The organism is Planococcus sp. TJ-201 (assembly GCF_058268495.1).
Genome location: NZ_JBZDOG010000001.1, coordinates 69,144 through 92,471 on the forward strand (window position 1 = coordinate 69,144; position 23,328 = coordinate 92,471).

Genomic DNA, 23,328 nt, shown 5'->3' on the forward strand with positions numbered 1-23,328 from the left:
ATTGAAAAATACCCTTACAACTACCTGATTCCTTTTCTCTAACTTAACTAAAGAACGGTAGAATCTTGAGGGTTATAAAAATAAGGACCACGGTCTTCTTCGTGAGTTAGAACATAAGTCCAGGTGAAATGTTCATCGACGATATAGAGATCACTGCCTATATGAATGATATCTTTCGCTTTGAATCGAGTGGCCTTTGAGATAAATATTGCTTCTTCGCTAGATGTGCAAATAAGATAACATCCTGCTTTTTTCTGCAAATCAAATGCTTTTATCGCCTGTTGCTCTTTTAAACACTCAATTGTTTCCCAACTGAAGACATTCCACATGCATTGCTTAAAAGCCATCTTCCGCTTTTGCGATTGGCTGATATCATTGGCAAAAGCTTCTTCCCATTGCTGTTCTAACTCATTCTCTTTGTTTGGCACTATTGTAAAGCTAATATTCATGTCCTGTAATCGATTTGTTTGCCCATGTAAAAATTCATTCAATTTGTTAACCCCCTTCTAAATGATCCGTATCGTCACTTCCTATTGTTCCAACTGAATGTAACTCAACTGCACTTAAGTTACATTCGTTGACGATAGAGTTAAAGGAAATAAAAAGTAATTAGAGAAAATCAATGTTTATTATTTTTTGTAATTTTTACTGATCAATTGGCCAGCAATCAGAGCTAATAAAATATTAGTGATGATAAGGGCACTAAGAGGCGTATTTGAAACTATAAGAATCAAAGTCAATATACCTGCGACTCCGGCAAATAGAAAAGCGTTGTAATTCATTAAGCTCATCTCCTCAATTCATTTTTATAGATGTGAATGTAATTTAATTACTAATAAGTTACATTCAGATTCAAAGAAATATTTTTTAAAGAATATAATAAATATTGGTGCTGGTATAGAAATTAAAGAAACTATTATTTGTATTTGTTTGATTCAATAGACTATCCAGTTAAGACTGACAAGATAGAACGCTTTGAAGTAAGATGACAGCATTTGAAAGGCTTTAAAGGGAAAGGGGCTTAATAAATGGAGAATCAAGAATACTCTTATCTAACTATTTTCGGTCAAATGGGAGATAGAAACGCGCATAAAGCAGTCGGCTCTCATTTCCCTGAATTAACAAAGCTTTTAGATCAGCATTGCGATAAACCCTACTGCAAAAATGTAGATCAATTTCTTGTAGCGTTCAGAGTGGATGGAGACATATGGTATTTTGAGTTTGAAGGGTTTGAAAAGTTACGCCTTAGCAAAAAGAATCGATATATCTCGATTGATGTCTTTATGCCACGCGATAAATGGGAAAATATCGATGAAAAAATCATTAAAACATATATAATCACTAATTTAAGAAAAGCTCTCGAACTTTCGATAAATCGGTTAAAAAAAGAAAAATATGTGGTAGATGAGGAGAAGCTTTGGAATGACTTCAAATACGTAGAAACCAAATTTCTTTCTTCATGACAAACCATAAGAATATCAAGTTAAAACAGAAACTGAATGTAACTTAATTCACAATAAGTTGCATTCAAGTTCCTAGTTAGTTAAAGCATTTTCTCTCTATCAGGTTCTTTCAAAAACACATCTTCACCTTCATCAAATCCTTCGGGCCTCCAGTGATCTTCTGGCAGTCCACTTTCCTCAAACAACTTTCGAAGCTTTCTAATGGCTTCATCCCAAGATGAAAATACTTCAAAAGAATAAGGTGGTTCTGCCTCGTCATCATTCCATACAGCCCATTTTTTATCGGGAAGCTGTGTCGCAGAGTACCAAGTGTCTCCTTCCATTTCATAAATACCAAAAGTATTTTCAAAAGCGATATTCCAATTCGGATAACCTAATTCCTCTGCAAATTGATCGTACTTTTCAAAGATCCACTTGTGCAAAAACTTTTTTAAACGCCCCATATTTTCACTCCCATTTTGCTAGTTGAATGAAACTTAACTGCACATAAGTTACATTCAGTTCTAAGCAAACTGCGGTTTCATATATATCGGTATTCATCCTCATTAATCACTTGATACAGCACGACTTCTTGATCAGGAGAAACGGAAATAAAGTGGCTGGTTTCTGATGGATCCAGTCCTCTAACTGCTCCTTGAACCGTTCCCAAAAGCACTAGTTCCTGTTTGCCAATTTCCAACTGATAAATTTTTTGATTGGAATTGTAAGGATCAAAAAAGTAAGCGTACCTCCCTCTGATGCATAGCGCGTGGGATCCATGCAGTAGTTCAGGAACCGAATAAGATCGAACCGTTCGCTCCTTTGAGTTTATTTCAACTAGAGGAAAATCGGTGTAAGGAAAAATCCAGACAGTCGTCCCCTTCCCTTTACAAAGAGCATAGCAGTCGGCTATTTCACTGCTATTCAATAAATCGGAATGGTACTGTAGGAGGAGTTTACCAGTCAGATTGAAAAGGACGAGTCCCTCGGTAGAGATTCCATTTCCAAAAATCCCTTCGTCAGAATAGCTGATCCAGATTCCTTCTTTTCCAACGACGATCTCTTCAAACGATTCTCCTCCTTTAAAGGAATGGAGGAGCCGGCCAGACAGGTCTACAATAAATACATTCTCCTGGTCGTTTTCGTCCGTAGCTGCCAGAAAATGATTGTCATCAATCCAACGAATCATTGATAGTTTGCATGGAGTAAAGCCCACAGTTATTTCTACACCATTCAACTGAACGACGGTTTTACGATGCCTCCGAAGAATTGCAGCCAATCCGTACTTGTCTTTCCAATCAGCGTCAACGATTTCCACTGGCTCCCCTAGCTGAGAGGGAGCTGTATAAATGATCTCTTTGATAAATGTCTGACTCAAAATAACCCCTCCCGTTTTTTATACCGAATAGTTCCTTCTCTTCATTTCCTTAATATACCAACGAAAAGATAGGAAAGCCAACTAATTCTAAAGAGAAAAGTTTTCGTAAAAAGACATTAGTACAAACAGAAAGGAAGAAAAGAAGCTATGTCTTTTGCTCCTTTTCTTCCTATATATGTATACTATGGATTAACAACGCGGTATCAAGGAGCAATTTCGATCATCCTGCCTGTGTCTGGAATAATGAGAAGTGAGGTATGCTCTTCGATTGACGGAACTGTCCCTAAAAAAGCGTATCCCTAATTGGGGGCGAAGGGATGCCAGACTTCATTCCGATCGAGTGGTAAGTTTTTTTGTATGGTCAGCTCCAATTCTGGCCCGTAAGTAGCCAAAATTTGGTCTTGGGCTTGCTGATGAGTGAATTCTGGTAGCGAAAAGATGATAGATACTCCCACCATTAGGACAAAAAGACATAGGCTCCATATCTCTGCTCAGGTATAAGATATCTGTAGACCATGACATGAAGCGTCAAAAAGATAATGGGGGCATTTAAGGGCATCACATTATGATAAACTTGCGCATTTACAATCAAGAGAAGAAGTAAAACAACCAGAGATAAAATAAGACCAATTCCATATTTCTTCAAAATCTTCAGCCCCCGTCTACTTGTTACGATTATGATTTATTCAAAATAAATTATGTGAATTTAAGTAAATAAAAATGAATAGGAATAACGTAACGAAATATCAGTAAAACAAGGACTTTTAATGTATCATTTTTTCTAGCAAAGTCACTTTTTGCATCTTTTAACCAAGTCAATTAAACAATGATTTTGAACGTAACTTAATTGCTATTAAGTTACATTCGACAAAGGTATATATGTGGCTTCTGAATAACTAGTAAACTTTAATTTACAGACCTTCATAAACGGTGACTTTCCACGGAAGCCACATCAAATCTTCTTCCGCCCCTGCCAAATCTTTGAGCACATCATTCGTATAACAGGCTAGCTCTTCAGCTTTTTGCTGTTCCGGAAATAGCCCGAATTCATTGATGGACAGGTTAGGATCAAAGGCTAAATAATCCTCTAGAAGATCATTCCCCAGAAAAGACAGGAACTTCCCACCCAACTCATAGCCTGCAATGTCGTAGCCAGCGAACCTTCCGCTGTTGCTAGCTGGCTGCTTTTTCTCCAAGCAGAGGACAACCCCTTCACCGTGTTCATCATTGCTATGATTCCGCCAGTGGTGAAATTCTGGAAGATGCTTTTCGTCCAAACTGATGCCAATCAATAGAACGTCTGGATCTTGAGGTTTCGCTTCCCGATAACCCTCCAAAGCATCCTCCAACGTCTCAAACACCATGGATACCATGACCTTGTCCAACACCTGTTCAGATAAAACCAGTGTAGGCTTTTGGGGCTCTAACCCCTCCCAAATGTCGAAGAGGTTGGGAAAGATGCCGCCCACTTTATCATCCAATGAAATCAACTTTTCGACGTGGAATCCTCCGGCTACCACTTGTTTAAGAAAATAAGCTTGATCAGCACTGGCTGCAGACAAAAGAAAATAGCCGCCACTGTATTCCATCCACTGCACCTCCACTTTAAACTGTGATTTTAAAACCCTGCCGTTCCATGGGTTGAATGTAACTTAATTCTCAATAAGTTTCATTCAAAAACTTTTTAAGGTATTTAGTATGGTGCTGACATGCTTATGACAAAAAGAAGGATTGCGATAATAAAATAAAAGAGTGGTTTGTCTCGTTTAGCCGTCTTTTTTTCAATGAGCAAATAAAGTATAAAAGCTATCCAGATACTACAAAATGCCGCAATATATATTTCCATTCAGTACCTTCCTTTTCATAAGTATTTGTACATCTGAATGTAACTTAATTTCACTTAAGTTACATTCGATTTCGCTAAGATAGCGCCTTTCATCTGTTTTCCACCTTAGCTCATAAACATCTAGTAAACTTTCCCCTACCATTCCCGCCATTCCTCTGTAATATCTTCCTCTGTCTCTAAACCAGCGTTTTGCGCTTTTTCCATGATGAAATCACAAAGTTCTTCCCGCTCAAGTGTCTCGATGAAAAAATCATAGTTCTCATTTAATGCATTTAAACGAAGGATCGTTTCCTTTACCTTCCAAAGGATTTCTTCGTCACTCGGGTTTTGAAGATGAGAAATGCCTTCACTATACGCTTGGAGCACTTTCTCTATTGTGGCTAGATTTTCTTCTGTAAACAGGTCGTCTCCTTCGTCCATCCGAATTTTCCAAACTTGCGTAGGTGATGAAGGCTGCTCCAACTGCTTTTCGTTTTGCTGGACCAATTCAGCGTCTTGCGGCAATGATTTTTCTATAAAAAGAGGGCGGGCACTGCGACTATCCCCCTCTAGCAGCTTGTGAGAATAATGTTTCTTATTCGTGAAATAAACGTATTCCAGCTTAAGGCACAGTGAGACGTCCCCATCTAATGCAGTGGAATCCCAAAATTTCATGCTTTTTAAATGAGGGAGATGTTTTATGAAACGGATGGATGGAATCGTTCCACAGTTATTCAAAGCTAAATCTTCAAGCGACCAGACCTTGCCTATAGGAGAAAAATCCTCTATTTTTTTCGCAGCCTCTATTTCGAGATCCTTCAACTTTCCCGACAGATGCTGTATCGCGCTGATGTCCATCAAGCTTCTCATTCTGAACAGGCCCAGGCGCCGCAACTTCTTCAATCCTTGGATCCCTTCCAGGGACGTGATGTTGGAGCTGATGAGCTCGAAAACTTCGAGCGCTTTCAGGTCTGTGAACTCCTTCAGGTTTTTCTCTTTTGATTTATAGCCCCAAATCTGCATTTTCTTCAAGTTGATTAGGCTGCCGATGGCCATGGCTTTTGGCGGCAGTGTGCCGTAAACCTCTTCCAAAGTGGTCAGTTGGCTAAAATCAATTGTCAATGAAGGGACAGCATCATCGATGGACAAATCTTTAAGCGACTTCAAGTGATAGAGACCGCTTAAATTCTTCGCATTCGGCCCTTGCAGCGACAAAGATTCAATACTTGGGCATTCACTCAAGAAATCGATTTGTGATTCTTCATAGTAATAGGTAATCTGTACACTTTTAATCTGGTTTGTTTGAATGTATTGGATAGATTCTTGTACATTGTATTTGCCAATTAATACGGTGATGCCATCCTCGTCGTTTCTAATGCGTAAGTTACTTTTTTCCATAGGTCCTCTTTAGTTCTCTTTTCTCTCTTATTATCAGAATCGAAACTCTTACGTTAAATATACTCAGAACTTATAATATTATCTACATAATTTTGGAAATGAAAGCGTTCGTAAAAGTACACTTTTACGAACGCTTTGAAAAGGGCTGAAATAGTTCGAAAAAACCGTTCGTAAACATATCTTCTGACTTTACGAACGTTCATTTAAATTTCAGGCTTAGTGAACGCCCTTTTATATAGAAGAAACTGAATTGACCTATGCTATACTATGAGTAATAGAACCCACCACGCCTCTTAACAATGCGGACCATGGTGGGTCTTATACTGATTTCAGCATTTTGCAGTGGGGGTTCAGTTATGGGAATTGACAAGTTTGACGAGAATTCATCCGGTCCATTATTGGTCGGTCAAATTGATAAAGTAAAGGTACATAAGTTAACTGGGATTATCTTCGAAAAACAAGAAGTTTTTATCTATCCAGGTGCCGTTAAACATATAAAAAAGAACCATCCCCTTGTTTGGGATCAACATAAGCATGAACTACCTGGCTTGCTTTTAAGTCCAGACTACATTGGAAAGAACCCAAAGGTCCCAAATAGTATTGAACTTTATAAGTTGGTGGGTGATCACCTTCTATTGACGATTAAATTGGATCCAAGTGGTTATTTGTTTGTTTCTTCCTTTTATGACTTGGATAATGCTGAGCATAAGATAAATAAGCGATTAAAGAGTGGCCGAATCCAGGCTTATTTATAAGTTGATTACTTGAATAAAACACGTTTTGTGTTATGATAAGAATGATAGATGATTAGCTACTATTGTTGGTTAATCAACAGATCTGGTAGTAATAAGGGTTATTAAGGTGGGAAAGGTTCCCCACGCGCTCATTACGAGTTAACAGAGATCCCGGATACGCCGCCCGGGTAATAACCCTTTAAATTAGCAAGCCTCTAACTTCGGTTAGAGGCTTTTTATATGGTTTCTACTTTTGACTGATAGATATTTCTATTGGCTGAATCAGACCAAAGGTTATTACGACTTATTAGTTCTTAGCTTTATGGAAATTAAGGAAATTCTAATTGCTTTCTATTTAATTTGTTTAAATTGAAGAGTGTCAATATCCTGGTCCATAGAGCCCTTCAAATATGCAATAAATTATAAATAGGATAATTCTTAAATTCTCTTCCTATATCTTCCGGCAACTTTTCAAATTCGATTTCAAATTCCACTTTACTTTCAAGCAACAAGTAAAAACCACACATCACCGGATCAGAATGCCCCCCTTCATTTTTCCTTTCAATAATCTGCGATTTTTCTTCAAGAGTGAATTCTCTAAGTCTCTTAATTACCTGCATCTTGTTTAAAAATGAATGTGTATCTCTCATACTATACTTTTCTATTGCTTCAAAAGTGTTATATGTCATATGGAGAACATCGTTATTAGTTTTACTGGCATCATAAAATTGTATGACTTTCAATAAAAACTGAACAGTGACTTCACGGCTCATCTCGTTTTCAAAATCTATTTTCAACAAAGACTCCTCAATAAGTTTTATATTCAAATTACTCACACCAAATAGTTCTGAACTATCAAATAATAAATAAGGACTAAGTCGTGAAGATATTTCCGTACCATCTTTAGTAACAGCAACTATATTAGTGTGTTGCTTCAGTACCTCCGAACTAAACAAATCATGCACTACCCAATCGTCATTTAACTTTTTAGAAATCAATACCAGCTTGATTTCTGAAATTTGAATCCGATGTAGATTAACATCTTTTTTAAACTTTAGACGACTATAATCCTTATGGATAATAATATCTCTAAGCAACTCAACCCCCACTATGTCACTTTGGGATAACTTATTTAAATCGAGTCTAAAGTCAATATTTAGCTGCGTAAAGGTTTCTGAGATTTCTTGTAACACTTTTATACGTTTCGGAAGATCTTCTAGAAAATCTTTTTCCTCAGCTATTTCATTTAATTGCAAAATCGAACTGTTCATTTCAATTTTTTTGGATTTAATAATTTCTAGAAAGAATCTACAGTCTTTTATTCTATCTGGCAATTCTCCTTGTTCTTTATAATTTATTTTAAGTTGGTCAAAGTCAGAGTCTCTTATTGAACATGCCATCTCAAAGCTAGAACCAAAAGGAAAAATGACCTTATCTCGATATGTCCTTCGAATAATATTTTTGTAATAGACATGTCGGTTAATCCCGATATGTATATCAGTCTCTTCTAATATGTTTGTAACATCAACTTTGGTTAATGGTATATCTATATCTGATCCAGGAAGACGTCCATATGAATAAGTACCGTAATTCAGAATGTCTTTTTTGAAACGCTCTAAATTGGTAGATACTATTTCTGCTCCCACAGTTTCGTATGTTTCTACATTTGCGTCTAATAACACCTTTGCTTGTTTTTTACTATGAAAGACAAAGTTTCTACAGATCATTTCAAGCTCTCTTTTATCTTCAGGAAGCTTATTAAACTTCTTAGATATTGATTTGTGTTCTTTCATTTCTTTTAAGATTAGCTTGATATCCAAAGGCAGCAACGATAAGAAGTAAACTTGAGTAGTATCCGCATCTATAATTTCCACCACAAAAAAAAGAATACCACCGTTGTTCAGATAATTGTTTAAATCGACTTTAGTTAAGGAAAAGACCGCATTATCCTTACTCAAATTTTTTTTGAATTTCCCTTTCACTTGCACTGGTATTCTCCCGTGCAAATCACTTTTACGTTGTCTTTTATCGTTATAAATCCATATTTCACCGTCCCAGCTTGGAGTTTTATCGTTAGTTGGAATCTCATCTGATAATAATTCATTTCGATTAATTTCTTTTTTGACTGAATGAACAGCGATTTCTTCAATTTTCTTTTGATTCATTCTTTATCCCCCTTTAAATAATAGAAATTAACCTCATTTTTTCACTCACAAGTTATTTACTATCCGAGTTTTTTAACTTCTCTTGATTTAACTTTCTGTATAGAGTTGCAGCAGAAATCCCCGTAGCCTCCTGGATCTCCTTCACACTCATTCGTTTCGAATGATAAAGAGCCATTGCTTGATTCAATTTCTGCTGATTTACTTTAGGTCTCCCACCTTTTCTTCCTCTCGCACGAGCTGCCTTTAATCCAGCCATCGTTCGCTCTCGAATGATATCCCGTTCAAATTCAGCTAATACTGATAGCATCCCGAACATCGCTTTCCCAGCTGCAGTACCAGTATCGATATTATCTTGAATACTGACAAACTCGACGCCCTTTTCTCGAAGTAGTTCTGCAATTTCAATCAATCGCTTTGTAGATCTAGCTAATCTATCTAATTTATACACAACAAACTTATCGCCAGCTCGTGACATCTTAATCGCTTGTAGCAGTTCTGGCCGATCATCTTTTGCTCCTGATAATTTCTCTTGGAAGATCTCTTCGCAGCCAAATTCTTTTAGTGCATCCAATTGTAAATTCAACGATTGATCAATCGTACTGACTCGAGCATATCCAATAATCATAAAATCCCTCTTCTCGCTTTTATTATCAGACTAATTATATCAAATACATCCGTTTAAGAAACATAGTTATTGATATGAGTTTTGATATAAAAAGAGTATAAAAAAGAAGGAGATTTTTATCTCCTTCTAGACTCTATCAAAAACCATCGTTTTTGATAGTATAAAATAAGAGAAATAATTACCTTATAAAGAATTGAAAGTTCTCACTTCATTGGAGTACTCAAAATATCTTTAGTTTAATAACGCTTGAATTTGATGTATTAACCCTGAAGCGATAAAACTTCCACTTACTCCTTCGAGAACACTTTGTATAACTTTAAATGATTCATGAATCTTGACCGGCTTTAAATTTGAGGATTTTAACTGCTCTTCAATCACTTTAATATTACTTTCAATTTCTAATTTCTGATGCTCATTTATTTCAAGATCTCTAAAGTTTTCAATAATATGTTTTAAAACCTCATTTGCTTTTTCTTTATCTACTTCATTAATTTGATTTATTTGAGCAGAAGAATGTGTATGCTGCTGAATTTGGGAATTAGATACTTCACCATTAAAATGATTGATTGTTGTATATTTAATATCATTTGCAATTGTTTTTTCTTTCTCTGAAAAAGACATATTGTTGCCAAGTACCCCCTTCTCTTCGAGGTCAAGTGACCATTTTAAAATAATATTTCGTACCGAGTCTAATATGCTTTTCATTTTAGATTTTGGGAAAACAAAGGCAAAATCGGCTTCATAGCCTGTTCCTCGAATCAGTGTATTTTTTACACCTACAGGGAGCTCGAATCTTAAAGTTTGAGATTTAGCATCTTCAAGTATCGATTCTATAGAAGCAACTGAATGGCTAACCTTTCTCTCATTTAAGAAGTTTAGGTTTTCAGAATCCTCTATATCTACAGGGATCCACCCATTATATTTGTTCCATGCTTTAATTTCCCCGTATAAAGTTCTATATTTCGGAACATCATCTAAGTTTTCATAACCATTTAACTCATTACTTACCCACTCTTCGAACTCTTTTATTTCAAGTTTTCGAGCTACTACATATGCTTTTCTTAATAAAGTGGAGATATCTAGTTGGCTGCTATAAGCTTCTCGCTGTAAATCCAAGACGATAGAATTCATTTCTTTCCACCAGTTTCATAATTTATTTCTAATCAATATTTATAGATTACTTCTATATAAAGAAGCCATAGCATTTAATACAAAATTTTCTAAAGCCAAATAATTCCTACATTGAACATTACTACTGAATATCAAAAAGCCCTCCATCAATGAAGAGCTTTTTAAGCGTTGTATCTTAATTATATTCTTCTAGAAATCGATTGAAGGTAAGGAGATTGAGTTTTTGGTATGATTCCAAATTTCGAAATGAACATTAACAATAAAAACAGGAAAGAAAATAGACTGACACTGTTTCCGAATTGTTGACTTTGAGAAAGCATTCCTGTGTAAACAAAGACATTTAAAATAAGCAGTAACACAAATCCCCCAAATGAAATGCTTAAAAGAAGGTTCCCTAAGAGCAATCTTTTATTATATGAATTAGTAGGTGAAACAGTTTTAAATAACAAAATAGAATTTTGAACTTGCTTCACTAATCCGTATATAAACAAGCTAATAAAAAGTATCGGCATTAAAAGACTAATCCATTCCATTAAAACACCTCCAACTTATTTTTTTAGCAAACTTACTATAAACTAATTCAATTATAAATACGTATTGTAGTTTTTATTCTTTCTATTATTCCATTTTATTGCATAACAAAGCAACAATATCTCTTCACAAGTAATCAAATTCTTAATTATCTTCAATAAACCTTTTAGTTGTCATCTTTAAGTGATATCTGCTATTCACGTAATTTGTAATTCAGCTGCTTAAAAGTTCTTTACAACTAACTAGTGATTAGATTTTAAAGTCCCCTAACTGATTAGCTAGAGGACTTCAATATTAACTTTAGGATTGAAATATCAAATATTAAAATTTATACTGGGCAAATGAATTTTTAATTACCTTGATTACTGGCTTCGATCACCAGACTCACTATAAGATTGACTAACAGTATTAGTGCCTGTCCATAGAACACGACTAATCAAAGTCATGTCAAACGTAATGATACCAATCCCATTATATCCTCCAATTGTTACGGTGTAATTGCCTTGAGCATTTATATCATACCCGATCCGTTCAGCTCTGGAATCTGTAACTGAAGAGCTTCCTGAAATTGCAGTTGGGAAAAAGCCACTTGTACCGGAAGTAGAGGCCCAATTTACCCGAAGACCATCGGACCGCACAGAATAATTAGTAACTAATCCAGCAACCGCATCTGGCCATCCGATTGCTCTAATATGGTACTTAATTGAATAAGAGTACGAACCGTTTGCTCTATAGGCAGCAGTAGTAATCGGTGATAGTGACATTACTTCTTTATCCATTAATTTAGTATCTGTAGCTAATAGAGGCTGTACTTCAGTAGCTTCTGTTTCTGTTTCTACAGCTATCTGAACGCCACTTTTCTCTAATTCGTATTCTGTTTCAAAGCTTTCCTCAGAAATTGTGAAGTTGCTCAACTCTTCTTCCATTAGAGCATTGTACTCTTCAATGACAGCTGGATCGGTTGATTTCAAAAGTGTTTTTTCTTCATCAGTTATAGCATTTTTGCCTTTAAGTTTATCCTTCTTCTCTTTGAACTTTTCAGAATCCTGTTTAGATTTAACTATTTCTAAAAAATGATCCAAAGTCTTAACTTCATACTCTTTTTTGGCTGCAAAGCTTGGATTAGCAAAGCTAAGTACTAAACTGAAAATCAGAACTGCAAGCATCAATTTTTTCATTAATAAATCCCCTTTTTCTTTTTATATTGTCTTCCATTTACCCCACTGCCATACAAAACCACCAAACTTTGTTATATAATTGATAATAAGTATTATATTTACTTTTGAATCAACTCATATAACATGAAGAAAGTGCTAACTGTTCAAGAGTCGTTCGGCATTAGTGAACAACTCAATAATTAGGAATAAAGTTAATATGGAATGGTGGTTCGTATAAATGATGGATAAACATAAATTAGGATTTGAAATTAAAAGGCTACGCAAACTTAGAAAAATGACACAAATTCAACTAGCCACAGATATTTGCAATCAGTCTGAAATTAGCCGAATAGAAGCCGGTGGTTGTTTTCCAAGTCTCGATGTCCTCTATTTAATTTCTAATCGATTAAATGTTCCCATCACTATGTTTTTTAACTCATTAAGCTTTGACGAGATGGAAGAGATAAAACTCATTCAAAAAACCGTATGGAATTTTTCTCAGACTAAAAAATATGAAGAATTATTGACATACTTGGATCATATTCATTCAAAAAAAATTTTATTCTCTCCCGAGATGGAGAAGTTTTTACTGTGGCAACAATTCATTTCTCTATACACACTTAAACGTATAAATGGCTCTTATTGTTTAGCAGAACTTTCTTCATTATTAAGAAAAAATACTATTGGAATGGACCGCGAACTGGATTTTCATATAAAAATATCTGTTGCAAATATATTAGCGGAAACAAAAGAATATAATAAAAGTCTTTCGCTATATAAGGATATTTTGAAAGAAAAAATAGAAACACCACAAGCGAATAAAGTGTTAATTAAGACACATTATAATTATGGAAAGCTCCTATTTCTAAAGAAAGAATATTTAACTGCCTATGAAGTGACTACGTCAGGAATCGAACTTTCTTTATCCAATAAAGACATGTCTCTAATCGGTCAACTTCACTTCCAAAAAGCAGCTATCATGGAAGAATTGGATTATCCCTTTAAATCGATTGCTCTACATTACAGAAAGGCTGCCTTTTTCTTTGAAGAACTTGGCTTGCATCTCTATAGAGAAATATTGACAGAAAAGAAAGGTAGATTTCTTTCTTAAAGTTTTGCTTAATATTCAAAAGGTAAATCTGTTTCGGGAGCATGGGAATTGCTATCAGCTGTAATGTTGTTATCGAGTGTAGTAACAGAAATTACCATAACCATAGTTAAAACTGTTTGGAATAAGCCTTTAAGCAGTTTTACTCTCATATATTCCCTCCTTTTTAATGTAAATTTGGTATATTTAGACTTTACCAAAAATTCTTACACCTAAATATGCAACTTTGCATATTTAAAGTTTTTTTAATTTTCTTTCTAAAAAATGGAGCTCTATAAATATAGGTTGTAGTTTGAGACTAAGAGTTAAATTTTTACTAACAATGTACGTTGAGACTACGATGCTTATTCTAATGAAGATATAAAAATCTTTGCTGATAATGTCCTTCATATATGCGCTGCTTGTTTTTCTTACTCTTATTCAGTGTAGCCAAGTATTCCGAATGGTATAGTGCACAAAAATCCTGATAACTAAACAGATTTAGAAAATTTCAGTTTATTATTTTACAAACACCTAAAAATGTAATACAATGTATTACGAAGAGTTAGAGGAGGTTTTGTTCATGTCTACAATTTCTTTGCGTGTGGATGAGCGCGATAGTAAACTCATCCGCGATTATGCCAAACTGAAAAACACATCCGTTTCTAACTTGATGCGAAATGCCGTCATTGAAAAGATTGAAGATGAACTGGATCTGGAGAGTTTTGATCGTGTCCTTGCCACCATGGAAAAAACTCATTCCTTGGATGAAGTCAAAAAAGAATTGGGTTTATAACCAACGATGTATGCTGTTCATTTCTCAGATTCCGCATTGAAAAAGTTAAAAAAGATGGATCCTTACCAGGCCTCACTTTTAGTTGGTTGGATTGAAAAAAATCTACAGGGTTCAAGCGATCCCCGGACACAAGGGAAGGCATTGGTTACAAACCACAAGGGCAAATGGCGTTACCGCGTCGGAGATTACAGGATTCTCGCTTTAATCGAAGACGAAAAAATCATTATTACCATTATTGATGTAGGGCATCGAAAAGATATTTACAAATAGTTAAAAAAGATGCGCTCTTTTCCAAGAGATTGCATCTTTTTTATTAGCAGGATAAAATTTCCATTTTTTACAAATTGGACGCTACGCTTAACGATTGGTTAGAATGGATTAGAGTACCCTGATTATCTAGCCAAAGGATTCTGATTCTACTTGTGCCGTCATCGGAAAGGCCTAAGATGAAGATGTTGAATCCACTTACAAAAGAGCTTGTATTTGAGCCTAAGGGGGGCTGAGATTCTGTTGAAGGAATTACAGAACAAGCCCTAAAAATAGCCACTTCCTGTCAACATTATATAGTGAAGCTTACAAAACCCACCACGCCTCTTAACAATGCGAATCATGGTGAGCTGTTTTATTTCTTCATTTATTCATTCGATACTGCATTTTATATATTTTTGATTATTTGGATTTTGCTGTCTATCATTTCATCTTCACAAACTTTCACACGTGTTTGGTAGAAGTTTGTTAATCCTTTTTTGCATGAGTACTAACTTTGTTTATAAGATACGTATAAATGAAAAAAATCAAGAGACTTCATTAGTTACAAAATTAAGTTCAATAACCTTACATTCGTAAAAGTAAGTGAATTGGCCATGCCCCTGTTCCATCCAGCTATCAAGCTGGCTCATCATTTCATTAGAAAAAGACTGTCGGGTCATCTAAACCAGACAGTCTTTCTTTCATACACTTCTAATATATTTGATGATTTCGGTCATAGCTTCTTTGCTGATTAAGCCTCCCCCAATATGAATCGGATCGCTTCGCTATTCACCTTACTAGTAATGGCTCAACCATAACGATGTGTCTAGGACTCGATGATAATCTGTCGCTCATTATGCATAATGTCGACGGAATCTTCTTCTTTCAAATGGAAGATTTCAAGAGTTTCTTTCAAGATTATAATCCGGCTCAGTCGATTTATCCGTTTGGTGTTCACAACTCCCCCATTAGTCACTTCTATTTCTTTTAAATTTTTCAAATAGGGATAATCCTCTATTATCATAACCTACTAAATGATAGCATATGAATTTTAACAGAACAGATCGCTTACCTGCATCATAAAAATCCGGAAACCGATTACGGACAAAAATTTCACTACCTCTGCTATCTTATTTACCACCTAGTGATATATTCTTTACCAACTTGTTCCATTCTGCTAACCATCAAAGCCCTATAGACTAATGGATATATGTCTGCAGGGCTTCTGCACTTTTTTAGATCCCGACGTTGATGACACCGGTATCCCGAGGCTCCTACAAAAGAATTCATGGATTCTAAAGCAAATCCCGCAGCAGAAGGGAAATCACTAATTGTACCTTCTCAGTCTACCAAACTTTCATTTTTGGCTAGTAAAAGTAATAACACCTTTCATTTGAAATATTACTGCTTATGAGCGATTCATATTCTTGTACTATTTCTCTTTTTAGAGTGGAAGGCAACACTTCAAATACTCCTTTTTCACACAAATAGACAATGAAAATTTTAGCCCATTGTTTTTGAGTGGTTCGGTCATTAATGAAAAATACGTCATATCCAGATAGCCTTGATAAATACTGCTTGCAGTGTCATGCGGGTATCTTTTGATCAAATCTGCTCTCAATTTGCCGATAAACTCCATTATCCCTTTGTACGCAGCCTGTATTTCTTCGTGTTGCAGCAGCTTGGTGTAATCCTGTATCAATTGATACAAGTTTTTCAAAACTCTTTCCCCTCCCAACAAGTTCAATTCTGCTTTTCTACATGGCGTGCGAAAAGCCAGTGCCTATTGGTCTTATACATAGAGACTATTTCCGTTTCTTCATGCTGTCGATCGCTGCACCTAAAACCAATCCAACTCCAGTCCCTACCCCTGCCCAAATGACATCTCCAGTAATGATCAGACTTAAAGCTGCACCAATTGCAGTGCCAAATACTAGTCCTAAACCGGTAAAAGGTATTGTTGAGTAGTCATACTTGCTTTTTTTATCCATTTGACCCCCTCCTTTTCATCACAATATGGCTCCGCTCATAACTATATTATCCTCAATGCTTACTTTACTTAAAACTGAAGTGAGTTTAATTATGACCAGCTTTGGCTTACATTAATCTTTTATAGTCTTTAGCCAGGATCGACCGAAAAAAAACCGCCCATTAGAGGGACGGCTGATTATATTATTAAGGTGATCTATCAGAGCCGGCGCGTCCACGGGCGAGAGCCATGTCCAAAACGACCGAAGCGATGTATGAAGTGATGATTCGCCTCAAATAATTAAAAATGGATCATTTAATTGAGATTAAGCTTTCCATGGTTTCACTTCAGAAGCCCGTTCCAACTCAGTCTCTCTATTCGGAACCGCTGGCTTTTTCGACCAGATCGTCGCAAGAATCGGTCCGGAAATATTGTGCCAGATCGCGCCCCATACGCTCGGCAACGCCGCAAGCGGACTGAAATGGGCGGTGGCGAGTGCGACGCCCAATCCAGAATTCTGCATGCCCACTTCAAGCGAAATGGCACGGCGGTCGGTTTCATTGAGTCCCATTAGCATGGCGGTTAAATAGCCAAGTACCAGGCCAAAACCGTTATGCAAAAATACGGCAAAGAACACGATGAATCCTGAACTGATGACATTTTGCGCATTGGCAGCGGTCACTGCTGAAACAATGATCAAAATGGCTGCAACGGAAATGAGCGGTACGATCGAAATGCTTTTGGCGACCGCTTTCGGAAAGAACTGCTGCACCAGAATGCCGAGTGTAATCGGAATGATGATCACTTGAACAATCGACAGGAACATTGACAGCGGGTTTACCGGAAGCCATTGGCCTGCGAGCAGCAATAACAACAGCGGCGTCATGATAGGTGCCATCAACGTCGATAGCGATGTCATCGCAACAGACAGCGCCAGATTTCCTTTTGCGAGATAGACCATAACATTTGACGCTGTTCCACCAGGAACACAGCCAAGGAGCACGAGTCCCGCGGCAAGTTCAGGCGGTAAGTTCAGTAAATAGGCGATGCCGAATGCGGCAAGCGGCATGATCAAAAATTGCGCCGCAACGCCGATGACAACAGGCAGTGGATTTTTAAAGATGATTTTGAAATCGACCGGCTTTAGCGTCAGCCCCATTCCGAACATGACGACACCGAGAAGAATCGTAATATATGCACCAAACCCGATGAATGCTTCAGGCAAGAAAAACGCAAGTAATGCTGCGAGAATCACCCATACGGCAAAATATTTTCCAGCTACGGCACTTACGGACTGCAGTATTTTCATTGGATCGTCTCCTTTTTTTCTACTTTGATGTTTTTGCCAGGGTTCAATAGATTATCTGGATCCAATGCAGCTTTGATTTTTTCCATCACAGCTAAAGCTGCACCGTGTTCCTGCTGCTGATATTTTTGCTTGCCGATGCCGACACCATGTTCTCCCGTACACGTGCCGCCCCGCTCAAGCGCGTACATCACAATGCGTTCATTGAATTCCTGCGCTCTTGAAATTTCTTTAGGGTTTTCCATGTCCATCATAATGAGTGCGTGGAAGTTGCCATCCCCAACATGTCCAACAATGCCTCCGGGCAAATCGAGTGCCCGCAAATTTTCCCGTGCATGTCCGACAGCTCTCGCCAGTTCAGAAATGGGCAGACACACATCGGTGACCATCATTTTTTTGCCGGGATGTCCGTGAATGTATGCGTAAGCTAATGTATGGCGTGCTTCCCACAATCGGTTGCGCGCTGCGGTATCGGTTTCGAATGCGACTTCTTCGCACGCATGCCCCCGGACAATTTCCTGCATAAATTCTACGTCCTGCTGCAATCCCGCTTCATTGCCATGGAACTCCAGAAATAAGGTGGGCATTTCTTTGTAAGCGGTATCATTGTATTTGTTGACTTGTTTCATCGATTGCTCATCCACCAGTTCAACGCGAGCGATTGGGATACCTGCCTGCAAAATGGAAACAACCGCTTCGACCGCATCTTTGACCGTCGCAAACGAAGCGCGTGCAGCTGTAATAAACTCCGGGATTCCGTAAACACGCAACGTCATTTCGGTGAAACAGCCGAGCGTTCCTTCTGATCCGACAAACAGTCCATTCAAATGCAGACCTGATGAAGATTTAGCGGCTTTGTTTCCAGTATGGATGACGGTTCCATCAGCCATTACTACTTCCAAGTCGCGCACCTGGTCCCGCATGACGCCGTATTTTACAGAAGTGGTCCCACTCGCATTAGTCGCAGCCATTCCGCCAAGTGTCGCATCCGCTCCAGGGTCTACGGTGAAAAACAATCCGTATTTTTTTAGTTCTTTATTGAGCTGCGTCCGAGTTACACCCGGCTGCACCGTGACGAGAAAATCTTCTTCAAAAACTGCCAATACTTTGTTCATCAATGAAAAATCGACTGTAATGCCGCCTCTTTGGGGAATGACATGCCCCTCTAAACTGGAACCGAGTCCAAATGGCACAACCGGAATCTGGTATGTGGTAGCCGATTTCATGATGGCCGATACTTGCTCGGTCGTCTCGGGAAAAACGACAATGTCCGGCAATTCCATTTGATGATAAGATTCGTCCTGGCCATGCAACTCTTTTACGGTTTCGTTGATGCTAATTTGTTCTTCTCTCAAGTGTTTTCTCAAGCTTTCCAAAATGGTTTTTTGTTTGCCAACTGCCATGCTTGATCGCTCCCTCTTAATTTTTCACAACTTATTCAGAATTGGTCCTACCAATTAACCCAATTATACATAATAATCTGAAAAATACAATGTGTATTTTCAGACATTTTCCAATCCTTTCGGTATGATGAAGGAAAGATCTAAAATAGCTGGACAGGGAGAGCGATTACCATTGTTGAATCCAAAAAAACGAACCTATGAATTAATAGTGGAACAAATAAATATGCTGTGCTTGGAAAAAGGATTGATGCCTGGCGACAGGCTTCCTTCTGAACGCGATCTGGCCAGTTTGTTTGGGGTCAGCCGCAACTCGGTGCGAGAAGCCTTAAAAGGTCTGGAAAGCAAAGGCAAGTTAGAAATCCGTCAAGGCGGAGGAAGTTTTCTTGCTGCCTCCAAAAGGGCTTCGCTCGGCAATGAACTCCGCACGCACATGGATGAAACAAAAGCACTGTTGATCGATGAAATGTTGGAATTGCGGAGAGCATTTGAGGTAGAAGCAGCCTCTCTAGCCGCACAAAGAGCCACTGCTGAAAATCTTGAAGCTATCAGGCATGTGCTGTCGCAAATGGCCAAAGCCATAGATGACCCGGAATTGGGCGTACAGGCAGACTTGGATTTTCACCTGCAGGTCGCGTACGCAACAAAAAATCAGTTATTGATCGATTTAATGGAAACACTGGCAAGCCGGATGGAAGAAAATATTCGGGCTACCCGCAGACATCGCTTTACCGATAGCAGCCGTCATGCAGACACACTTAAAGAACACGAAGAAATTTACTTGGCAATCGCTGATGGCAATAGTGATTTGGCCAGGCAGTTGATGGACAAGCACATTTCCAGGATTCGATTGGAGCTGTTCAGAGCTACTTAAAACTGAGATTCAAGTGATTAAGTAACGCATTGGATAAAGTTCTTTGCCTTTTATAACGTTAACGCCCCCTTTGAAATCAATCGATTTCGAAGGGGGCGTTTTAGCTGCGTAAGACATTCCTATGAAAAGCAAAGTTATTAACTACCACGCTAAAAAAACTTATTTATCTGATAATTGGATAAACTTATGATAAAATTAGCATTATAGAATACACGAAGATACGTCTATCTTTTCCTACTCTTTCTTTCCTTCTTTTCCTTCTTGTTTCGGCTCCGCAATTTCAATATGGTAAATGCGGTGATCGAACCGCCGATCAATCCCATAATCATGTCGATCATCGTGTCGTCTGGATCGCGGCCTTGTGCGGTGAAACTGAATAATTTGTCACCTGCAAACTCCAACAACTCCCATGACGCCGCAGCGGCCAAGGAAAAGCAAATCATATACAGTGCGATAAACGAATTGGGAAGGTCAGACCCCCCTCCGTTGCGAAGCAAATGCCGGAGGATGATCCAGCTGGCATAGCCGATCCAGATACCTGAAAATACGTGGAGAAAATCATCAAAGTGATTTATTTGGTAACCTCCGACGAATATACCAATGACTACTGAAAAGAAAATAAAGATATAGATGATGGTTGTAAAAATTGAAGGCAGCGGATAATGATAATGCCGTTGGACAAGAGAGATCGCCACCATGACTGCAATCGTAAGAAAGCCCATAAACACTTTCGTTCCATTATTTTCTGCATACATATAATAGATGCCTACCAACAAAGATATTTGCACCAACCACCAGACAAGCCGTTCAACCGCAATCGCTCGCCTGTTTTGCACGGTTTCCATAACTACCCCTCCTTTGGCCAGTTGCGTCTTCAGTTGCTCTAGATGTAAGTATTCCACAAAATGTTGTAAAAGCCTGTTGCCCTATCCAATGCTGTGCATGTTTTATCAAAGAAAGGAAAATCCGGCTATGAAAACATTAGTAAGGATTTTGATTACTGTCATCGTGCTATTCCTTATCGTCGTCATTGCGGTTTTGTATGCCATCTACAGTTCTGATCCGGCACAACAAGACGTGCTGGAAGAAAAAACGTTCAACGAAGAAATCGAATCTATGGACATCCAAGTAGAAAACTCTCGCGTGGATATTGTGCCAAGCACTGACAATACTGTACGTGTCGTGCTGACGGGCAGTGAGGATGATGTGAGGTTGCAGACAGACGTTTCAGGCAATCAGTTGACCATTGAGGTAGAGGATCGATTTCGGTTTTTTATATTTGGCTTTAGTCGCTCTCACTCGTTGCAAGTCTATGTCCCTTCTGATGGGTTGGAATTGCTCACTGTTGAAAGCGATAATGGTACTATCCTGGCTAAAGACATCGATGCCAATGAAGTTTCAATCGAATCAGATAATGGGCGCATTGCACTGGATGCATTAAAAAGCGAGATAGTTGAAGCTGAAACAGACAATGGCGCAATTGAAGTGGCCAATACGGATGCCAACATGACCATCCACTCGTCAAATGGCCGCATTGTGTTTACCGATGCAGCAGGCAACTTGAAAGCAAACGCCAATAACGGCCGCATCGAATTAACTACCGATTTGCTTAACTTCCCAATAGACTTTGAAACTGACAATGGCCGCATTGAAATTCATTCTGACAGCGAGCCCACTAATGCGCGGATCGAATCACGCACCGATAATGGGGTCATTGATGTGTTTGGGCGCAATTCCGAAGAAGTCAGTTTTGGCAACGGGGATGTGCTGATCCGCCTCGTTACCAACAATGGCCACATTATCGTGAAATAAAAGCGAAAACGCCACCAATGAAATCAAATGATTTCGTTGGTGGCGTTTATTGCTATAGAACTGCATTTCCCAATCGTTGACTATTACAGTCCCTCTTCCAACATCTCCAAAAACTCAGCTTCGCTTTCTGCTCCTGCATGGTCCATTGCATTCAAGCCATCGGGTCCCTGCAATTCCGGATCGGCTCCATTTTCGACCAATACCAAAGCCATTTCAGACTCCGCGAACATTACAGCCGATCCCAAAACAGTTGAATAATCATCGGTTGTATTGGGATCGGCTCCCGCATCAATCAAAACTTGAATAACGTCGGCGTTATCAGAATAAACCGCATACATCAAAGCATCTGCACCTTCAGAATCCTTTTCATTCACATCTTCTCCGTTTGCAAGGGCTTCTTCAACTCCTGCCAAATCGCCCATGGAAGCAGCGGACATCAATGCCGTTTCTCCTTCGATACCATAGCCGTAATCCTCTTCGAAAACCGGTTCATTCATATCCGGCAGAAACTGAGAAAAAGCAAATGCGCCTCCTGCAAAAAGAGCGATGGTTGAAAAGTAAACAGCTCCTACTACGCCTACCATCAAGGTAGCCCCAAGAACAATTTTCCCATGATCCGGCTCGTAGAATTTCGCTTCACTGTTATCGAACTGCTGAATGGCCTGAACGCGTTTTGGCAAGCGCGGATGCGTCGATAACACTTCGCTCAGCCAGACAACCGCATTGGATTCGGTGGCAATCTGTTCGCAATATGCATCCTCATTGACTTCCAAATAGGTTTTCTTGCCGATTCCAAGAAGCGTTAAAGCCCGTTTCGAAGCTGCCGCATTTTGAATCGTAAACGCAGCGTGGCGGTCGCATGTATACTCACATGACCGGCTATACGCTTGACTTAGAAATGGAATAAACCCAGCTGGCAGAATCAAAAGGTTTTTCCACACATGGCGCCGTTTTACATGGGCCAGTTCGTGGGCAATCACAAAGTCCAGCTCGTCTTGTCCTTGTTCACGTGCCAGCTCAAACACTTCGGAATAGAGCACGACCATGTCGCGTCCAAAAAATCGAGTGGCGAAGGCATTAAGCGCCCCTTCAGACTGGATCACAAAAACATCCGGTACTTTTTTAAGTTCCATTTGCTTGGCCAAAACTTGCACACGTTCATAGACGTCTGGAAATTGCCGTTCATGGATCCGCACGCCGTTTCCACGGATCGAACCCAGCATGATAATATGAGCAAATAACGTAAACACGACAACCGTTAGGGCAATCGCAGCGCCGATGACGGAGACAATGACCGCGGCGTAAATAAAAATGCTGAAAAATAGGCTAATGAAAAAATAAACGGTTTCTCTGTTTGATTGAATCGACGTCTTGTCCACAATATACTTCCTCTCAATTTGGAATATCTTACATATAATAGCACATAGTACCTATTATAAAAACAAGTAT

Annotated in this window: 26 protein-coding genes; 7 read left to right on the top strand and 19 right to left on the bottom strand. The window is 38.5% G+C overall.

The window, feature by feature from the left end; genetic code table 11:
- Positions 1–47: 47 nt before the first annotated feature.
- Positions 48–491 carry a DUF4275 family protein gene (locus AC4EG4_RS00380; protein WP_490986622.1) on the bottom strand — a complete coding sequence of 148 codons (444 nt, stop codon included), beginning with the start codon at positions 489–491 and terminating at the stop codon, positions 48–50.
- Positions 492–629: 138 nt separating this feature from the next.
- Positions 630–782, bottom strand: a complete 153-nt coding sequence (locus tag AC4EG4_RS00385) for a hypothetical protein (RefSeq protein ID WP_490986623.1) — start codon at positions 780–782, stop codon at positions 630–632.
- Positions 783–1,028: 246 nt separating this feature from the next.
- Here AC4EG4_RS00385 and AC4EG4_RS00390 point away from each other — a divergent pair, with 246 nt between their 5' ends.
- On the top strand, positions 1,029–1,463 hold the full coding sequence (locus tag AC4EG4_RS00390) for an Imm44 family immunity protein (protein ID WP_490986624.1): 435 nt from the start codon (positions 1,029–1,031) through the stop codon (positions 1,461–1,463).
- A gap of 80 nt (positions 1,464–1,543) precedes the next feature.
- Here the strand turns inward: AC4EG4_RS00390 and AC4EG4_RS00395 are convergent, their stop codons facing one another.
- The 4 genes from AC4EG4_RS00395 to AC4EG4_RS00410 form a co-directional block, all read right to left on the bottom strand.
- Positions 1,544–1,906, bottom strand: a complete 363-nt coding sequence (locus AC4EG4_RS00395) for a hypothetical protein (RefSeq protein WP_490986625.1) — start codon at positions 1,904–1,906, stop codon at positions 1,544–1,546.
- 77 nt (positions 1,907–1,983) lie between these two features.
- A complete protein-coding gene (locus AC4EG4_RS00400; RefSeq protein ID WP_490986626.1) occupies positions 1,984–2,820 on the bottom strand; it encodes a TetR family transcriptional regulator in 837 nt (278 codons plus the stop codon).
- 911 nt (positions 2,821–3,731) lie between these two features.
- The gene (locus AC4EG4_RS00405) at positions 3,732–4,409 is read right to left on the bottom strand and encodes a hypothetical protein (RefSeq protein ID WP_490986627.1); all 678 of its coding nucleotides are present in this window, start codon (positions 4,407–4,409) and stop codon (positions 3,732–3,734) included.
- 392 nt (positions 4,410–4,801) lie between these two features.
- Entirely contained in the window at positions 4,802–6,043 is a 1,242-nt protein-coding gene (locus AC4EG4_RS00410; protein ID WP_490986628.1) for a hypothetical protein, read from the bottom strand.
- A 356-nt stretch (positions 6,044–6,399) separates the two neighbouring features.
- Here AC4EG4_RS00410 and AC4EG4_RS00415 point away from each other — a divergent pair, with 356 nt between their 5' ends.
- Positions 6,400–6,798: a PBECR3 domain-containing polyvalent protein gene (locus AC4EG4_RS00415; protein ID WP_490986629.1), complete on the top strand. Its 399-nt coding sequence runs from the start codon at positions 6,400–6,402 to the stop codon at positions 6,796–6,798.
- Positions 6,799–7,181: 383 nt separating this feature from the next.
- Here the strand turns inward: AC4EG4_RS00415 and AC4EG4_RS00420 are convergent, their stop codons facing one another.
- From AC4EG4_RS00420 to AC4EG4_RS00440, 5 genes are all read right to left on the bottom strand, one after another.
- The gene (locus AC4EG4_RS00420) at positions 7,182–8,942 is read right to left on the bottom strand and encodes a hypothetical protein (RefSeq protein WP_490986630.1); all 1,761 of its coding nucleotides are present in this window, start codon (positions 8,940–8,942) and stop codon (positions 7,182–7,184) included.
- 52 nt (positions 8,943–8,994) lie between these two features.
- Entirely contained in the window at positions 8,995–9,567 is a 573-nt protein-coding gene (locus AC4EG4_RS00425; protein ID WP_490986631.1) for a recombinase family protein, read from the bottom strand.
- A gap of 231 nt (positions 9,568–9,798) precedes the next feature.
- Complete coding sequence (locus tag AC4EG4_RS00430; protein WP_490986632.1) at positions 9,799–10,698, bottom strand: AbiTii domain-containing protein; 900 nt, start codon at positions 10,696–10,698, stop codon at positions 9,799–9,801.
- Between the two features lie 179 nt (positions 10,699–10,877).
- Positions 10,878–11,231 carry a hypothetical protein gene (locus AC4EG4_RS00435; protein WP_490986633.1) on the bottom strand — a complete coding sequence of 118 codons (354 nt, stop codon included), beginning with the start codon at positions 11,229–11,231 and terminating at the stop codon, positions 10,878–10,880.
- A 360-nt stretch (positions 11,232–11,591) separates the two neighbouring features.
- Positions 11,592–12,407 carry a hypothetical protein gene (locus tag AC4EG4_RS00440; protein ID WP_490986634.1) on the bottom strand — a complete coding sequence of 272 codons (816 nt, stop codon included), beginning with the start codon at positions 12,405–12,407 and terminating at the stop codon, positions 11,592–11,594.
- Between the two features lie 217 nt (positions 12,408–12,624).
- On the opposite strand from AC4EG4_RS00440, the gene AC4EG4_RS00445 reads away from it, so the two are divergent.
- Complete coding sequence (locus AC4EG4_RS00445) at positions 12,625–13,497, top strand: helix-turn-helix domain-containing protein (protein ID WP_490986635.1); 873 nt, start codon at positions 12,625–12,627, stop codon at positions 13,495–13,497.
- Positions 13,498–13,505: 8 nt separating this feature from the next.
- Here AC4EG4_RS00445 and AC4EG4_RS00450 read toward each other — a convergent pair whose 3' ends face one another.
- Positions 13,506–13,646, bottom strand: coding sequence for a hypothetical protein (locus AC4EG4_RS00450; RefSeq protein ID WP_490986636.1), 141 nt, complete (start codon positions 13,644–13,646; stop codon positions 13,506–13,508).
- 410 nt (positions 13,647–14,056) lie between these two features.
- On the opposite strand from AC4EG4_RS00450, the gene relB reads away from it, so the two are divergent.
- Both relB and AC4EG4_RS00460 read left to right on the top strand, forming a co-directional pair.
- Positions 14,057–14,269 (top strand): type II toxin-antitoxin system RelB family antitoxin, encoded by a 213-nt coding sequence (gene relB / locus AC4EG4_RS00455; RefSeq protein WP_490986637.1) that lies wholly within the window; start codon positions 14,057–14,059, stop codon positions 14,267–14,269.
- 6 nt (positions 14,270–14,275) lie between these two features.
- Positions 14,276–14,539, top strand: coding sequence for a type II toxin-antitoxin system RelE family toxin (locus AC4EG4_RS00460; protein WP_490986638.1), 264 nt, complete (start codon positions 14,276–14,278; stop codon positions 14,537–14,539).
- An 805-nt stretch (positions 14,540–15,344) separates the two neighbouring features.
- Here AC4EG4_RS00460 and AC4EG4_RS00465 read toward each other — a convergent pair.
- The 5 genes from AC4EG4_RS00465 to AC4EG4_RS00485 form a co-directional block, all read right to left on the bottom strand.
- Positions 15,345–15,518 (bottom strand): hypothetical protein, encoded by a 174-nt coding sequence (locus AC4EG4_RS00465; RefSeq protein WP_490986639.1) that lies wholly within the window; start codon positions 15,516–15,518, stop codon positions 15,345–15,347.
- A gap of 444 nt (positions 15,519–15,962) precedes the next feature.
- Positions 15,963–16,238 (bottom strand): DUF7000 family protein, encoded by a 276-nt coding sequence (locus AC4EG4_RS00470; protein WP_490986640.1) that lies wholly within the window; start codon positions 16,236–16,238, stop codon positions 15,963–15,965.
- Positions 16,239–16,323: 85 nt separating this feature from the next.
- On the bottom strand, positions 16,324–16,509 hold the full coding sequence (locus AC4EG4_RS00475; protein WP_490986641.1) for a hypothetical protein: 186 nt from the start codon (positions 16,507–16,509) through the stop codon (positions 16,324–16,326).
- Between the two features lie 303 nt (positions 16,510–16,812).
- A complete protein-coding gene (locus AC4EG4_RS00480; RefSeq protein WP_490986642.1) occupies positions 16,813–17,796 on the bottom strand; it encodes a bile acid:sodium symporter family protein in 984 nt (327 codons plus the stop codon).
- On the bottom strand, positions 17,793–19,196 hold the full coding sequence (locus AC4EG4_RS00485) for an FAD-binding oxidoreductase (RefSeq protein WP_490986643.1): 1,404 nt from the start codon (positions 19,194–19,196) through the stop codon (positions 17,793–17,795). Before AC4EG4_RS00485 ends, AC4EG4_RS00480 begins: the two co-directional genes overlap by 4 nt.
- Before the next feature lie 172 nt (positions 19,197–19,368).
- Here AC4EG4_RS00485 and AC4EG4_RS00490 point away from each other — a divergent pair, with 172 nt between their 5' ends.
- Positions 19,369–20,067, top strand: coding sequence for a FadR/GntR family transcriptional regulator (locus AC4EG4_RS00490; RefSeq protein WP_490978238.1), 699 nt, complete (start codon positions 19,369–19,371; stop codon positions 20,065–20,067).
- A 224-nt stretch (positions 20,068–20,291) separates the two neighbouring features.
- Here AC4EG4_RS00490 and AC4EG4_RS00495 read toward each other — a convergent pair whose 3' ends face one another.
- Entirely contained in the window at positions 20,292–20,912 is a 621-nt protein-coding gene (locus tag AC4EG4_RS00495) for a DUF2238 domain-containing protein (RefSeq protein ID WP_490986644.1), read from the bottom strand.
- A gap of 127 nt (positions 20,913–21,039) precedes the next feature.
- Here AC4EG4_RS00495 and AC4EG4_RS00500 point away from each other — a divergent pair, with 127 nt between their 5' ends.
- Complete coding sequence (locus AC4EG4_RS00500; RefSeq protein WP_490986645.1) at positions 21,040–21,879, top strand: DUF4097 family beta strand repeat-containing protein; 840 nt, start codon at positions 21,040–21,042, stop codon at positions 21,877–21,879.
- A gap of 83 nt (positions 21,880–21,962) precedes the next feature.
- On the opposite strand, the gene AC4EG4_RS00505 is transcribed toward AC4EG4_RS00500, so the two are convergent.
- Entirely contained in the window at positions 21,963–23,258 is a 1,296-nt protein-coding gene (locus AC4EG4_RS00505; RefSeq protein WP_490986646.1) for a M48 family metallopeptidase, read from the bottom strand.
- Between the last annotated feature and the right edge of the window lie 70 nt (positions 23,259–23,328).

Bases quoted from the DNA above. Each gene is read 5' to 3' on its own strand.
- AC4EG4_RS00445 (WP_490986635.1), top strand. From the start codon at position 12,625: ATGATGGATAAACATAAATTAGGATTTGAAATTAAAAGGCTACGCAAA.
- AC4EG4_RS00450 (WP_490986636.1), bottom strand. From the start codon at position 13,646: ATGAGAGTAAAACTGCTTAAAGGCTTATTCCAAACAGTTTTAACTATG.
- AC4EG4_RS00385 (WP_490986623.1), bottom strand. From the start codon at position 782: ATGAATTACAACGCTTTTCTATTTGCCGGAGTCGCAGGTATATTGACT.
- AC4EG4_RS00425 (WP_490986631.1), bottom strand. From the start codon at position 9,567: ATGATTATTGGATATGCTCGAGTCAGTACGATTGATCAATCGTTGAAT.
- AC4EG4_RS00480 (WP_490986642.1), bottom strand. From the start codon at position 17,796: ATGAAAATACTGCAGTCCGTAAGTGCCGTAGCTGGAAAATATTTTGCC.
- AC4EG4_RS00460 (WP_490986638.1), top strand. From the start codon at position 14,276: ATGTATGCTGTTCATTTCTCAGATTCCGCATTGAAAAAGTTAAAAAAG.
- AC4EG4_RS00485 (WP_490986643.1), bottom strand. From the start codon at position 19,196: ATGGCAGTTGGCAAACAAAAAACCATTTTGGAAAGCTTGAGAAAACAC.
- AC4EG4_RS00435 (WP_490986633.1), bottom strand. From the start codon at position 11,231: ATGGAATGGATTAGTCTTTTAATGCCGATACTTTTTATTAGCTTGTTT.
- AC4EG4_RS00405 (WP_490986627.1), bottom strand. From the start codon at position 4,409: ATGGAATACAGTGGCGGCTATTTTCTTTTGTCTGCAGCCAGTGCTGAT.
- relB (WP_490986637.1), top strand. From the start codon at position 14,057: ATGTCTACAATTTCTTTGCGTGTGGATGAGCGCGATAGTAAACTCATC.
- AC4EG4_RS00430 (WP_490986632.1), bottom strand. From the start codon at position 10,698: ATGAATTCTATCGTCTTGGATTTACAGCGAGAAGCTTATAGCAGCCAA.
- AC4EG4_RS00410 (WP_490986628.1), bottom strand. From the start codon at position 6,043: ATGGAAAAAAGTAACTTACGCATTAGAAACGACGAGGATGGCATCACC.
- AC4EG4_RS00420 (WP_490986630.1), bottom strand. From the start codon at position 8,942: ATGAATCAAAAGAAAATTGAAGAAATCGCTGTTCATTCAGTCAAAAAA.
- AC4EG4_RS00440 (WP_490986634.1), bottom strand. From the start codon at position 12,407: ATGAAAAAATTGATGCTTGCAGTTCTGATTTTCAGTTTAGTACTTAGC.
- AC4EG4_RS00390 (WP_490986624.1), top strand. From the start codon at position 1,029: ATGGAGAATCAAGAATACTCTTATCTAACTATTTTCGGTCAAATGGGA.
- AC4EG4_RS00395 (WP_490986625.1), bottom strand. From the start codon at position 1,906: ATGGGGCGTTTAAAAAAGTTTTTGCACAAGTGGATCTTTGAAAAGTAC.
- AC4EG4_RS00475 (WP_490986641.1), bottom strand. From the start codon at position 16,509: ATGGATAAAAAAAGCAAGTATGACTACTCAACAATACCTTTTACCGGT.
- AC4EG4_RS00500 (WP_490986645.1), top strand. From the start codon at position 21,040: ATGAAAACATTAGTAAGGATTTTGATTACTGTCATCGTGCTATTCCTT.
- AC4EG4_RS00495 (WP_490986644.1), bottom strand. From the start codon at position 20,912: ATGGAAACCGTGCAAAACAGGCGAGCGATTGCGGTTGAACGGCTTGTC.
- AC4EG4_RS00415 (WP_490986629.1), top strand. From the start codon at position 6,400: ATGGGAATTGACAAGTTTGACGAGAATTCATCCGGTCCATTATTGGTC.